This window comes from Autumnicola tepida (assembly GCF_031846485.1).
Lineage (GTDB): Bacteria > Bacteroidota > Bacteroidia > Flavobacteriales > Flavobacteriaceae > Autumnicola > Autumnicola tepida.
On sequence record NZ_JAVRHQ010000039.1, the window covers coordinates 1 to 13,588 of the forward strand.

Sequence of the window (13,588 nt, forward strand, 5' to 3'; positions counted from 1 at the left end):
TATTTTTCTTCATTTTTGCTTTTCAGGATGTGGTGGGGCAGAATCGTGTGAATATGTCCAGTGACGAGCCAGATCCTACTGCGGCAAATCCCATTCCTATAGAGTTTAATTTTGAAGATGGTGTGGATGAGATAAAACCACTCGATTTTTCGGTGATTAATGGTGATATTCAGAACATTTTTAGAGAAGAGCCTGATTTTAGGTATGAGGGAACAGACAGAGGTTTAGAAAATTTTCAGGTTAAAACTACAACAGGAGAATTACTTGGTGCTGTTTTTTCAAACAACATTGAAGGATATTTACTAGGGAAACTGAGTAGAACCGTTATTAGCATTGACTTTAACGAGAATAGCGAATTATTTTATTTAACACTGGGCGACGGAGTTTTTAAAATAGATGGGAATGGAGACGTAAGCAGAGTTATATCAGGAAATGAGTTTGAAACTCCATTAGACATGGTGCTCAATAGGGTAAATGGAAACATTTATGTAGCAGATGCAGAAAAAGGTCAGGTTTTAATTTTTGACTCTTCATATAATTCAATTGGTACCATTGGAACAGGAAGTAATGCGAATAGTGATAATCCTAGGGGTGCTACGGGTTTAGCTTTGGATGATGAGGGCAATATTTATGTTGCAGATAATTTTACGGGAATTACGGCTAATCAGGATGCAATTAAAATATACGCCCCAAATGGCAGCTTGATAAAGAAAATAACTACATATAGTGGCCAGCAAATCGAAGATCCTTTTCGAATTGCAGTTGACAAGAATAAAAATATTTATGTTAGTGAATCAGGAGGTGAAGCAAGAGCACCACGCATAATTATTTTTGATGAAAATTATAACCCTAAAAAAGTTATTCAGGGTGGAGAGCAGGGGAATCCTGGAAGTCTGGTGGTGGATCATTATGGATATTTATATGTGGTCGACTATGAAGATGATTTTAATCTAACCAACTTGTTCAATGATCCTTTAAAGGTTTTAGGAAATTACGAGACAATTCGGGATGCAAAATACACAGTTAATGTTTTTGATACCAACCAGGATTTTAGCTTTGTCAAAGAATTTAGCAACACTAATTTAAATTTACCTATTGATCTGGCATTGGATAATTGTGGGGTTATTTACATTAACAATCTAAGATTTCAGGGAGACCCTCCTGAAAGTATTTTTGGTTATCCAGCATTGATGGATATAAATTTTGACTTCACATTGAAAAAATTTCAACGTGAGGATAATTTTACTGCAGAAGTAATACCTGATGATCCCGGTCTTGTTGAGGTTTTCTTAGAAGGTGCCGATCTTTTTAAATGCGGTCTTCAGCCTGAAGGAGAATTTTCAATAATTTATCAACCTGAAGAAGAAAATACAGCCCCGGAAGCTAATAATGATGATTTTTATGAGACAAATCAGGATGAAACATTAATAGTTTCAGCCCCTGGTGTTTTGGAAAATGATACAGATGCTGAAGGTGATGCCCTTACGGCAGAAATTGTTGATCAGCCTGTAAACGGAACTGTAATTTTCAATTCTGATGGTTCTTTCACTTATGAACCTGATCCCGGTTTTTCTGGAACAGATACTTTCACCTACGTAGCCAATGATGGAAATTTGGATTCTAATGAAGCCACAGTCACCATTACTGTAAATGCACCACCGCAAGTCAATTGCAACGGTCAAACCGTGCCTTTAGATGAAAACGGGCAGGCACAAATTACTGCTGAAGATGTATATGGGTCAGACCCAGATCTTGATAATGTGCTCCTAAATCTTAGTCAGGCAAGTTTTGATTGTTCTGATGCCGGAAATGATGTTGAGGTAACACTACGGGTAACAGATAAGCAAACAGGTTTGTATACCGAATGTTCTGCCACCATCAAGGTTACAGATAATGAAGATCCCGAAATAGAATGTATTGAAGATAAAGAATTTACTGTGGAGTTTGGGGAAACAGGAACTGCAGTTGAGTATGTTGCGCCTACCGCTACCGATAATTGCGGGATGGGCAGTTTTGGGCTTACTGCAGGATTTGCCCCTGGAGATGTTTTTCCTGTGGGAAAGACTACTGTTACCTATACTGCCACAGATGTAAATGGGAATACCGCCACCTGCAGCTTTATCGTGAATGTTATTGAAAACGCCGATCCTGAGCCCCCGGTTTTTACAAACTGCCCTAATTATGATATAACCATATCCACGGCTACAGGCCAGTGCGATGTAGCAGCGCCTTTTCCTATGCCTGAGGCTACAGATAATTCTGGAAATGTAAGCGTAGAGCTCACGAGCGATCTGGGTTTTGAAGATCGTTTCCCTACAGGAGAACACAGGGTATCTTACCTGGCTACAGATGAAGCAGGCAATACTGCAGAATGTAGTTTTAGCGTTACTGTTACCGAAGATGTGGCCCCTCAAATTACCTGCCCGGATCCAAAAACGGCAAATTTCAATGCAGAAGAAGGTTTTGAAGTACCCGATTATCGTGATGAAATAGCGGTTTCAGATAATTGCACTTCCGAAGAAAACCTTCCAATCACTCAATCTCCGGCTGCGGGTGAAGTAATTTATGCCAGCCAGCCAGTAACCTTTAGCGTAATCGATGCTTCAGGAAATACAAATGGTTGTAGTTTTCAGCTTACTTTAGAGGAAAGAGAAGAGGAAGAATTGGAGATAATCTGTCCTGCGGACCAAGATTTCAATCCTGATGAAAATTGCCAGTACGTACTGCAGGATTTTACAGGCCTGGCTACTGTTAATCTAGCCGGGGCCATCATTAGTCAGTCACCAGAACCTGGTACTGTAATAAGTGGAGATTCAGAAACTATCACCCTTACGGCAAGCTTGGGAGAAGAAACAGTTAGCTGTACATTTACCCTCAACCGCCGCGATACAGGTGTGCCATACGTGATTTGCCCCGGTAATCAAACCGTTGATTCTAATTCTGAAGAAGGATTTACAATTCCTAATTATATATCACAATCTGAAGTTTCAGACAATTGCGCAATTGCCAGTGTAGAGCAGTTACCAGAGCCGGGAGTGCTTATACAGCAAGATACCGAAATAACTATAACCGCTACCGATGCCGCCGGAAATTCGTATACCTGCAGGTTCTGGGTTTTTATAGAAGAAGAGGGAGAAGGGCTGGATATTAACTGTCCCGGCACGCAAACAGAAAATTTTAACGAAAACTGTGAATTTGAATTGCCGGATTATACAGGTTCTTTGCAGCAACAATTTCCGCAGGCAACTTTCACGCAATCTCCTGCAGCGGGAACAGTAATTTCTGCAGGTACAACAATAACTATTTCCGGTACCCGCAATGGCGAAAATGATTCGTGCAGCTTTCAGCTTAATTTATCAGATACTTCAAAACCCCGAATTACCTGCCCGGGTCCAAAAACGGCAAATTTCAATGCTGAAGAAGGTTTTACGGTGCCGGATTATCGCGATGAAGTAGCGGTTTCAGATAATTGTACTTCCGAAGAAAACCTTCAAATTACCCAATCCCCGGCTGCGGGTGAAGTGATTTATGCCAGTCAGCAGATTTCCTTCACAGTAACCGATGTTTCGGGAAATAATGCCAGCTGTGGTTTTCAGCTCACACTTCAGCAAAACCAGTCGGGCGGGGAGAACAACAATCCGTTGGCCAATGATGATTATTACGAGATTTTTCATAATCAAACTTTAATGGTTTCCGCTCCCGGAATACTTGCAAACGATACTGATGCCGATGGGGACAACCTCACCGCTTCCCTGCAAAACGGCCCTTCATTTGGGACGGTGAGTCTCAATGCCGATGGTTCCTTTATTTACGTGCCTCAAGAGGATTATACCGGCCCCGATTCTTTCACTTATATCGCCAGCGATGGTGAGGGCAATTCCGGTCCTGCCGTGGTAAACATAGAAGTAAAATATGATCCTCCGGTAGCAAGAAATGATAATTATTCCACGCAGCAGGATACCCAGCTGCAAATTTCTGCGGAAGAAGGCCTCTTGCAAAATGATACAGACCCAGATGCTGATCTTCTCACTGTTGTCCAGGTGTCGCAGGTAAACAATGGCTCTCTAAATCTACGGCCTGACGGCTCCTTTATGTATACTCCCAATACAGGTTTTTCCGGAGTAGACAGTTTTACTTACTATGTTACCGATGGTGGCGGCGAATCTGCTGAAGCAACCGTAACCATAAACGTTATTGGTGATAATACCAATGCTTTTATTGACTGCAGGGAAGTTGTTACACTCAATCTTGATGAAAATGGTACTGCAAGCCTCACGCTTCCAGATTTATATGTTTCCAAAAGTGACAATGTAGAGGTCACTGCCGATAATCTGATGTTTGATTGTTCCAATCTTGAAAATGAGAATTTTATAGAGCTCACTTATTCTGGGGCTTTAAGTGGCAGTTGCAGTGTAGAAGTGGTGTTGCAGGATAACATTGCCCCGGTGGCAGATTGCGTGGATGCATTTAGCTTAAGCCTTGTAAACGGAACAGCAAACCTTTCTGCGGAAGAGATAGATGCCACTTCTTCTGATAACTGCGGAATCGCCAATATGAATATTGATAAAACTACTTTTACCACGGCAGATATTGGTGAAAATATTGTTACCCTCACCGTGATTGATGCTGCCGGCAATACCGACAGCTGCCAGACTGTGGTTACGGTAACTGCAGATAATACAGGAGGCGGCGAGGTAAATTGCGTAAACGGCGTAACGCTGGAGTTAGACCAGAATGGGGAAGCTATTCTGGATATTAATGATGTTTATACCGGAAATCCGCAGGGGGAACTTTCGCTTAGCCGCAGTCTTTATACCTGTGCTGATATGGGCGTGAGCAGGCAAAGGTTCTATTATACTGAAAATGGGCAGGAGACCTTCTGTGAATTTTCGGTAACCGTGGCAGATAATTTAGGCCCGCAGATTGTCCCTAACCCTGTGCCGCTTCAATTAGATGAAAATGGCCAGGCTGTTTTAACTGAAGAGCTGTTAAGAAGCACAATTGTTGCCAGAGATAATTGTTCAGAAGAACTAACATTTGAATTTGGGCCAGATGAGTTTACCTGCAAAGATGTTGGGCAGAATTATATTGATATTGAGGTCACCGATGAAAATGGAAACAGTACAACGGCAAGAGTGGCTGTTTATGTAGAAGCCGCTCCCGGCCTGTGCCAGCCACAGGACTGGGAATTCATCAGGGTTTATCCTAACCCAAACACTGGTCAGTTTAAGGTACTTGCGCCTTCAAATGTTATAATAGATAAAATACTTGTTTTTGATATGCGGGGCAGGTTTTTACTGGAAAGGCAATTTGAAGAAGAGCTGCCGGGGCAGGAATATACTATGGATATTGGATCTCTGGAAACTGCCGTCTATGTTCTGCAAATCTTTACCACCAAAGATGGGCGGGAGGAAAAAATAATCCGCAGGATAATTTACGAGTAGAATTCAATTCTGCCTCAATTTTTATGGCGAATCAACTTTTTCTTTAATTTCCTCTTCAGCATAAATTATGATTTGCTCCAGAGGCTCCGCAATATCAAACCATTGGATGGAGTTGTCTTTTCTAAACCAGGTAAGCTGCCTTTTTGCGAAGCGCCGGGTATTTTTCTGAATTTCAGCCACGGCTTCTTCCCGGGAAATTTTTCCTTCAAAATGCTGAAACAACTCCTTATATCCCACGGTATTGAGGGCATTTAGATGCCGTTTTGGGTAAAGGTCTTTTGCTTCCTCAAGCAGCCCATTCTCCACCATCTTTTCTACTCGCTGGTTTATACGATCATAAATTATTGACCTTTCGGCAGTAAGGCCGATGGAAATAATATGAAAATTTCTTTGCGCTTTCTTCAGATTAAGAAAAGAAGAATAAGGCTTTCCTGTTCCAATGCAGATTTCCAGGGCACGAATCAGGCGGTGCGGGTTTTGTATATCTGCTTTTTTATAATAATCAGGGTCCAGGTCTTTAAGTTTTTGCTGTAGCGCCTCAATACCTTCTTTTTCTAAAGTTGAAGTTATGTTTTCTCTTATCTGCGGATCAACTTCAGGAAAATCGTCCAGGCCATTTGTAACACTTTTTGTGTACAAACCACTGCCACCAACCATAACTACTATTTTTTTCCGCAGAAAAAGTTCTTCAATTTTAGCAATCGCGTCCCGCTCAAAATCGCCAACCGAATAGTCTTCTTCCACAGAAATATGCTGAATAAAATGATGGCGTGCAGCCGCCAGTTCATCTTCATCGGGAACTGCAGTGCCTATCTTCATTTCTTTAAAAAACTGCCGGGAATCTGCTGAAATGATTTCAGTATTAAAATGCCTTGCAAGTTCTATTGCCAAAGCGGTCTTTCCAATGGCAGTAGGGCCAACAATATTGATGAGAAAATTAGTGGGCATTGAGTCGGTTTCCGCAGTTATGGCAAAATTCGGCTTCGTCAAGATGATTTTGTTCATTGCAAACCGGGCAGTGCTGGGTGTTAGTATGTTTGTGCGGTTCGCTGGTTTTGCCGTATTCTGATGTCACAATTCCTGTGGGAACGGCAATAATTCCGTAGCCTGTAATCATCAAAACCGAAGCTATAAAGCGGCCAAGTGGTGTTACCGGTGCAATATCGCCAAAACCAACCGTAGTGAGGGTGACAATACACCAGTAAATACTAAGGGGGATGTTATTGAAGCCGCCGGTTTCTCCTTCAATTAGATGCATTAAAGTGCCTGTGATCACGCAAATTATTACTACCGCGAAAAGAAAAACAAGGATTTTTGCCCTGCTGTTTTTTAGCGCTTCCAGGAGCCGGTTAGATTCCCCAATATAACGGCTAATCTTAAGCACCCTAAACACCCGCAGGAGCCTTAGAGCCCTTATGGCAAAAAGCAAATTGGCTCCGCCCACAAAAAAACTGATGTAACTTGGCAATGTGGAAAGAAGGTCCACTATTCCGTAGAAACTAAAAATATAGGCTTTTGGCCTTCTTATGCTAATGATGCGTAATACATATTCCACGGTAAAAATTGCCGTGATTACCCATTCTGCCCAGTAAAATTCGGTGGCATATTTTAAATAGAGCTCCGTAACGCTTTCCATCATTACCAGTGCCACGCTAATAGCAATAATCACCAGTAAAGCAATATCAAAGATTTTGCCTGCCGTGGTGTCGGCTTCATAAATTACTTCATGGAGTCTGGACTTCCAGTTTTGCTTGCGGTTGTGGTCTTTCAAGTTTTTCTGATTAGGAATAATTCAAATTTAAAGAAATTACCCGAATCAGTACCGGTTTTTGAAGAAAGAGGAGGTTAGTCTGCCGGGGCAAACGCTATAATTCTGAGTTTTTTATTTTTTCGAAGGTAATTCTGAATGATATGCTGGGTATCCCGGTCGTTCTTCATAGGAGTAATGATGGATTTCACAATATCGGGATTATTGATCTGGTGATTCAGGTTAAAATATCCCATTCCCTTAAACTCGCCATCTTCAATTAGGAGTACGCTTTTTTCATCTACTTCCCTGCCACGGTCAATCACCAGCATATTCTGGTTTTCATAAGAATATTTATTGATAAGTTCTTTTACGCGGTGGTTATAATCTTCAGCACTTTCTTCTTCTGCACAGGCGCCCCAGCAATTTTTTATGGAATGGTTAAAACAACTTCCTGTTCCTTTTTCGAGCCCGGAAAGACGTTCACACAGCTGGTGTTCTTCCACCCAGGTGCTAAGCAAGGCTTTTGCCTGGCGCAGGTTGGTGAAAGTGGTAATATTTGTCCTGCCATTGGCACGACCAATTTTTAAATTGATATAGCCATTATCGTCGGTATGATGGTACAGGGCATGGCTAAAAATACTCCCTTTTTGAGCATGGTTATATTTGGGCTTGTTTTGTTTTATTTCCTGGTTCTCCTTTAAAAGAGCGATAAGTTCATTCCCGCTGGATTCATAGGAGACTGAAGCTACTTCTTTTTGCATTTCCCTGGCCTTGGGATGCTCATTGGTGAAATGCTGGGTAACGCGTTTGCGTATATTTTTGCTTTTGCCAATGTAGATAATCTCCCCGTTTTCGTCATGAAGATAATATACGCCAGTAATGGTGGGAAGCTCTTCCAAGAGATAAACCAGTTTTGTATCCAGGTTTTTCTTGGGCTCCAGCCGAACGTGGTTCTTTACAATATCCTTCTCTACATCTTTGGTGAGCAGCATTTTGAATAACTTTACCGTTGCCTGAGCATCACCACTGGCCCGGTGCCGGTCACTAAGCGGAATCCCGAGTGAGCGTACCAGTTTGCCTAGGCTGTAGGAGGGAAGGCCCGGAATTAATTTCTTGGAGAGTTCTACTGTGCAAAGGGATTTGCGCTCGTATTCAAAACCTAATCTTCGGAATTCTGTTCTTAAAATCCGGTAATCAAACTTGGCATTATGGGCCACAAGAATACAATCTGTAGTGATTTCTACAATTCGTTTCGCCACTTCGTAGAATTTAGGGGCGTTGCGAAGCATATCATTATTAATGCCGGTAAGGCCAACCACAAACGGCTGGATAGGCTGCTCCGGATTTACAAGGCTGATGAACTGGTCTACAACCTTATGCCCGTCAAACTTATAAATGGCAATTTCGGTTACTCCTTCCTGATTATACTTTCCACCTGTGGTTTCTATGTCTAAAATTGCGTACAAAAAATCTTCTTCTGTTTAATTATAATTTCGTTCCCCAAAAATATTACTTCCAATCCTAACCATAGTCGTGCCACATTCCAAAGCAATTTTATAATCGTCGCTCATGCCCAAGGAAAGCTCTTTAAGAGATGGGTGTTTTTCTTTAAAGTCTTTAAAAATACTTTTTAATTTCATGAACTCCGTTTTTACCTGGTTTTCATCATCGGTAAAAGTGGCCATGCCCATTAATCCGATAACCTCGGTATTTTGCATTTTAGAATATGCTTCTGAATTCAATATCTCTTCTGCTTCTTCTGCTGAAATCCCGAATTTGGAATCTTCTTCTGCTATTTTAATCTGAAGCAGGCAATTAATTTTCCGGTCCACTTTCTTTGCCTGCTTATTGATTTCCTTCAACAACTTCAGGCTATCCACAGCATGAATCAGGCCAATGTATGGGGCCATGTATTTTACTTTATTACGCTGCACATGGCCAACCATATGCCACTCGATATCTTTGGGCAACTGTTCCCATTTTTCCGTCATTTCCTGGATCTTGTTCTCCCCAAAAATTCGCTGGCCGGCGTTATAAGCTTCCAAAAGATCTTCATTAGGCTTGGTTTTAGAGATCGCCACCAGTTTTACATTTTCAGGTAATTCCTCTTTATATTTTTTAATGTTTGCTGCAATATCCATAGTTAAAGCTACAACTTTTTAAATTTACAGAGTTTAATTTATAATTTTCAGAATTCATAAATGGTCAAACCGCTCCTTAATTTGGGTTCGATATAAGTGCTTTTTGGAGGCATTGTCAATCCTTCATCTGCCACTTTTTTTATTTCTGAAATATTTAAAGGCATCATTCCGAAGCCAACGGTATATGCTCCAGAATCTACTTTCCCTTTTAGTTCAAGAATGTCTTTTTTACCCGGAATATATGCGATACGCTCATCATTTCTTAAATCCTTTATGCCTAAAACCGGCCTTAGCACTTTTTCATACAGGATGCATGGATCCAGACTGCTTAAGGTACCGCTGAAGTCATAACTGGTTTTCCTAAGGTAAAGCGCGTAAAATTCGCCATCCAGATACATGCTGAAATGATGTTTTTCAGCAGGTTTAAAAACCTGCAGGCCGCGGTTTTCAATCCTAAAATGCTCATCGAGCAGCATCAGGAATTCTTCTTTGGAATAGCCGTTGAGGTCCTTTACGAGTCGGCTAAACTCATAAATTTTTAAATTGCTTTCTGAAATAAAATAACTCATAAAGTTATTATAGGATTCCTTACCGGTATGCCCGTTATTTTTTTTCGCGTTCTCTTCTGAAAGTAAATAAGAGGAAGCACAGCGGTGGTGGCCATCAGCTATATAAATTTTCTCCATTTTACTGAAAAATGCAGAGATGGCTTCAATTTTTTCTTCATCATCAACTTTCCAGAGATAATGCATTTCCCGTTGCCGTGTGGCAAATTCGTATTCCGGAATTTCCTGCATTATTTCATTCAGCAGGCTTTGCAGTGCCTCGTCATCTTTATAGGTTAGCAAAACCGGCTCGGTATTAAAACCAACCGTTTTCAGGTAATCTTTAAATAATACTTCCCGGCTTTCGATGGTATCTTCATGGCGTTTAATAACGCCTTTTTTATAATCGGCAGCACTGGCTGCAGCAATAATTCCGCAACAGGAAAGATCACGGGTTTCCATTCTATAGATGTAAAACGAAGGTTTTTCATCCTGTATAAAAGTATCTTCCTCTTTAAATTCCAGGTAGCGGTTTTTCACCAGCTGAAACCTGTCTTTCCCCGTAATTTTATGCTGAAATTTATAACCCGGGTTCAAAATATGTAAAAATGAATATGGATTATAATCAAGCCTGGCCCTTAATTCGGCTTCGTTATATTCTTCATAAGGGCGGGAAGCCACCAACCCGGCCATTGCCCTGCGCGGCCGTACCGCCTTAAAAGGAATAATTTTTACCAAATGTCCTGCTTTTGTTATGAATCAAATTGTGAAGAAACCTTTTCTGCTTTTTTACTTTCAGCATAATCATAAAAACCTTCGCCAGATTTTACACCGAATTTCCCGGCCCTTACCATTTTTACCAGAAGCGGACAGGGCGCGTACTTCGGATTTTTAAAACCATCGTGCATTACTTCCAGAATAGAAAGGCAAACGTCTAACCCAATAAAATCGGCTAACTGAAGAGGGCCCATTGGATGTGCCATCCCCAGCTTCATCACCGTATCAATCTCATAAACGCCTGCCACGCCATTGTAAAGGGTTTCTATGGCTTCGTTGATCATGGGCATTAAAATTCGGTTTGCCACAAACCCGGGATAATCGTTTACTTCCACAGGAACTTTATTTAGTTTTTCCGAAAGTTCCATGATGGTTTTAGTTACCTCATTGCTGGTATTATAACCGCGAATTATTTCGACCAGCTTCATTACAGGAACCGGATTCATAAAATGCATGCCGATTACCCTCTCCGGATTAGAAACCACGGAAGCGATTTGGGTTATGGAAATGGAAGAAGTATTGGAAGCAAGAATAGTGTCTTTGGAACAATTGCTATCCAGTTGTTTGAAAATTTTAAGTTTTAGCTCTTCATTTTCTGTCGCGGCTTCCACTACCAGTTCCACATCTTTAACTCCGGAAGGAATATCAATTTGCTGAGTGATATTACTAAGTGTTTCTTCCTTTTGAGCTTCAGTGATCTTTTCTTTGGAAACCATACGGTTCAGGTTCTTGGAAATGGTATCTATTCCCTTCTGAAGGTTTTCCTTAGAAACATCAATCAGCTGCACTTTATATCCAAATTGCGCGAAAGTATGGGCGATTCCGTTTCCCATGGTTCCCGCACCTATTACTGCTATGTTGTTCATAATAATAATTATATTAAGTATTTTAAGTTCTGAATTGTTGTTTTCTAAGCTCTTAGTTATCAGTTGTCTGTTGTCTGTTGTCTGTTGTCTGTTGTTGGTCCTTTTTCCGCTTTTCAAGGCTTCCGGAATTCCGCAGATCTTGCACTGCAAATCATATTCTTCCGCTTTTCATTTTAAACCACGAACTGAGCCATGAACTATTTACTTTTCACTCTGCACTAAAAACTCGCGATTACCTGGTTGGCAATTTTTAGCGCAAGTGCGCCTTGTTCCAGTGTTACCACGGGTTGGGTGTCGTTATTAATGGCATCGGCAAAAGTTTCCAGTTCCTGTAAGATCGCGTTATTGGGGGCAACATCTGGATTATCAAAATAGATCTGCTTTTTTATCCCTTCGGCATTCTGAAGGATCATGGCGAAATCATCGGGATTTTCAGGAGCATCTTTCATTTTTACCACTTCGCACTTCTTCTCCAGAAAATCGACAGAAATATAAGCGTCCCGTTGGAAGAACCTGGATTTTCTCATGTTTTTGAGGGAAATCCTGCTGGCGGTAAGGTTTGCCACGCAGCCATTTTCAAATTCAATTCGCGCATTGGCAATATCGGGAGTGTCGCTTATTACCGAAACCCCGCTGGCATTAATGCTTTTTACATCAGACTTTACCACGCTCAAAATAGCATCAATATCGTGGATCATTAAATCCAGCACTACAGGAACATCTGTCCCACGGGGATTAAATTCCGCAAGGCGATGCGCTTCGATAAACATGGGGTTTTCTATGCGGGAAACCACCGATTGGAAAGCAGGATTAAACCGCTCTACGTGCCCCACCTGGCCCTTTACCTTATGTTTTTTAGCTAGGGAAATGAGCTCCTGGGCTTCTTCAAAAGTGTTGGTAATAGGTTTTTCAATAAAAAGATGTTTTCCTGCGGAAATCACTTTTTTGGCGACTTCAAAATGAGAAAGGGTGGGAGTGACCACATCTACAACATCTACAGTTTCGATGAGATCTTCCAGGCTGTTGAAAATGGTATAGCCGAATTCCTGCTTTACTTTTTCAGCATTTTCTTTATTGGCATCGTAGAAACCTACAAGTTCATATTTTTCGGATTGATTAAGTAGTTTAAGATGAATTTTTCCCAGGTGCCCGGCACCCAGTACGCCTACTTTTAGCATAGTTTTCAGGATTTAGCACAAAAATACTATTTTGAGAATAAATACTTTAAAAGATTCTGTTATAATCCCTGCTGGTTTTGTTTGTTGGCAAAGCCAATAATTGCCTAATTTTACATTTTAAAATATTTTTAACATTGCTAAGGGACAACTTCAGACATAAAGGGAAAAGACAGCAGTTGGTAAATATCATCAAAAAGAAAGGTGTTACTGACGAAAAAGTTTTGAATGCCATTAATAAAATTCCGCGGCATCTTTTTATGGACAGCAGTTTTGAGGACCACGCCTACCAGGACAAGGCATTTCCCATTGCTGCAGACCAGACGATCTCCCAACCTTATACCGTAGCTTTCCAGACGGAACTTCTTGAGGTTTCCAAAGATGATACTGTTTTGGAAATAGGAACCGGAAGCGGCTATCAAACCGCAGTGCTTTGCGAACTGGGAGCGAGGGTTTACAGCATTGAGCGGCAACGGGAATTGTACCGTAAAACGAGTAAATTTCTTCAGAAAATTGGCTACAGGCCCAAGCAGCTTAGTTTTGGGGATGGGTATAAAGGCTGGCCGGAATATGCTCCTTTTGATAAAATAATAGTGACTGCAGGAGCGCCATTTTTACCAAAAAGATTATTAGGACAGTTAAAAGTAGGAGGAAAAATGGTAATTCCTATAGGAAAGGAAGTGCAGATTATGACCATGTTTACCCGGAAATCTGATACGGAATTTGATAAAAAAGAGTTCGGGAATTTCAGGTTTGTACCACTTCTCGAAGACAAGAATTAATTTGAGAATTGGAAAATTTGAAAATTTGAAAATTTGAAAATTTGAAAATTTGAAAATGAGGAAATGTGGAAATTTGAAAATGAGGAAATGTGGAAATTTGAAAATGAG

The 13,588-nt window shown here is 41.0% G+C and carries 9 protein-coding genes; 2 read left to right on the plus strand and 7 right to left on the minus strand.

Annotated features, from left to right (window positions below; genetic code table 11):
- Nucleotides 1–53 precede the first annotated feature (53 nt).
- The gene (locus RM553_RS18690) at nt 54–5,444 is read left to right on the plus strand and encodes a cadherin-like domain-containing protein (RefSeq protein ID WP_311536487.1); all 5,391 of its coding nucleotides are present in this window, start codon (nt 54–56) and stop codon (nt 5,442–5,444) included.
- A 21-nt stretch (nt 5,445–5,465) separates the two neighbouring features.
- On the opposite strand, the gene miaA is transcribed toward RM553_RS18690, so the two are convergent.
- From miaA to RM553_RS18725, 7 genes are all read right to left on the minus strand, one after another.
- Nucleotides 5,466–6,392: a tRNA (adenosine(37)-N6)-dimethylallyltransferase MiaA gene (gene miaA, locus RM553_RS18695; RefSeq protein WP_311536488.1), complete on the minus strand. Its 927-nt coding sequence runs from the start codon at nt 6,390–6,392 to the stop codon at nt 5,466–5,468.
- Nucleotides 6,382–7,215, minus strand: coding sequence for an ion transporter (locus tag RM553_RS18700; RefSeq protein WP_311536489.1), 834 nt, complete (start codon nt 7,213–7,215; stop codon nt 6,382–6,384). The genes miaA and RM553_RS18700 overlap by 11 nt, the downstream gene beginning before the upstream one ends.
- Before the next feature lie 74 nt (nt 7,216–7,289).
- The gene (locus tag RM553_RS18705; protein ID WP_311536490.1) at nt 7,290–8,660 is read right to left on the minus strand and encodes an exonuclease domain-containing protein; all 1,371 of its coding nucleotides are present in this window, start codon (nt 8,658–8,660) and stop codon (nt 7,290–7,292) included.
- Nucleotides 8,661–8,675: 15 nt separating this feature from the next.
- On the minus strand, nt 8,676–9,335 hold the full coding sequence (locus tag RM553_RS18710) for a YggS family pyridoxal phosphate-dependent enzyme (protein WP_311536491.1): 660 nt from the start codon (nt 9,333–9,335) through the stop codon (nt 8,676–8,678).
- A gap of 47 nt (nt 9,336–9,382) precedes the next feature.
- On the minus strand, nt 9,383–10,618 hold the full coding sequence (locus RM553_RS18715) for a DUF1015 domain-containing protein (protein WP_311536492.1): 1,236 nt from the start codon (nt 10,616–10,618) through the stop codon (nt 9,383–9,385).
- A 14-nt stretch (nt 10,619–10,632) separates the two neighbouring features.
- Complete coding sequence (locus RM553_RS18720; RefSeq protein ID WP_311536493.1) at nt 10,633–11,523, minus strand: 3-hydroxybutyryl-CoA dehydrogenase; 891 nt, start codon at nt 11,521–11,523, stop codon at nt 10,633–10,635.
- A 218-nt stretch (nt 11,524–11,741) separates the two neighbouring features.
- The gene (locus RM553_RS18725) at nt 11,742–12,701 is read right to left on the minus strand and encodes a Gfo/Idh/MocA family protein (protein ID WP_311536494.1); all 960 of its coding nucleotides are present in this window, start codon (nt 12,699–12,701) and stop codon (nt 11,742–11,744) included.
- A gap of 134 nt (nt 12,702–12,835) precedes the next feature.
- Between RM553_RS18725 and RM553_RS18730 the strand changes: the two genes are divergently transcribed.
- A complete protein-coding gene (locus tag RM553_RS18730; RefSeq protein WP_311536495.1) occupies nt 12,836–13,480 on the plus strand; it encodes a protein-L-isoaspartate(D-aspartate) O-methyltransferase in 645 nt (214 codons plus the stop codon).
- Nucleotides 13,481–13,588: the final 108 nt, after the last annotated feature.

Coding starts and splice junctions, on each gene's coding strand:
- RM553_RS18690 (WP_311536487.1), top strand. CDS start 54: ATGTCCAGTGACGAGCCAGATCCTACTGCGGCAAATCCCATTCCTATA.
- miaA (WP_311536488.1), bottom strand. CDS start 6,392: ATGCCCACTAATTTTCTCATCAATATTGTTGGCCCTACTGCCATTGGA.
- RM553_RS18710 (WP_311536491.1), bottom strand. CDS start 9,335: ATGGATATTGCAGCAAACATTAAAAAATATAAAGAGGAATTACCTGAA.
- RM553_RS18720 (WP_311536493.1), bottom strand. CDS start 11,523: ATGAACAACATAGCAGTAATAGGTGCGGGAACCATGGGAAACGGAATC.
- RM553_RS18725 (WP_311536494.1), bottom strand. CDS start 12,701: ATGCTAAAAGTAGGCGTACTGGGTGCCGGGCACCTGGGAAAAATTCAT.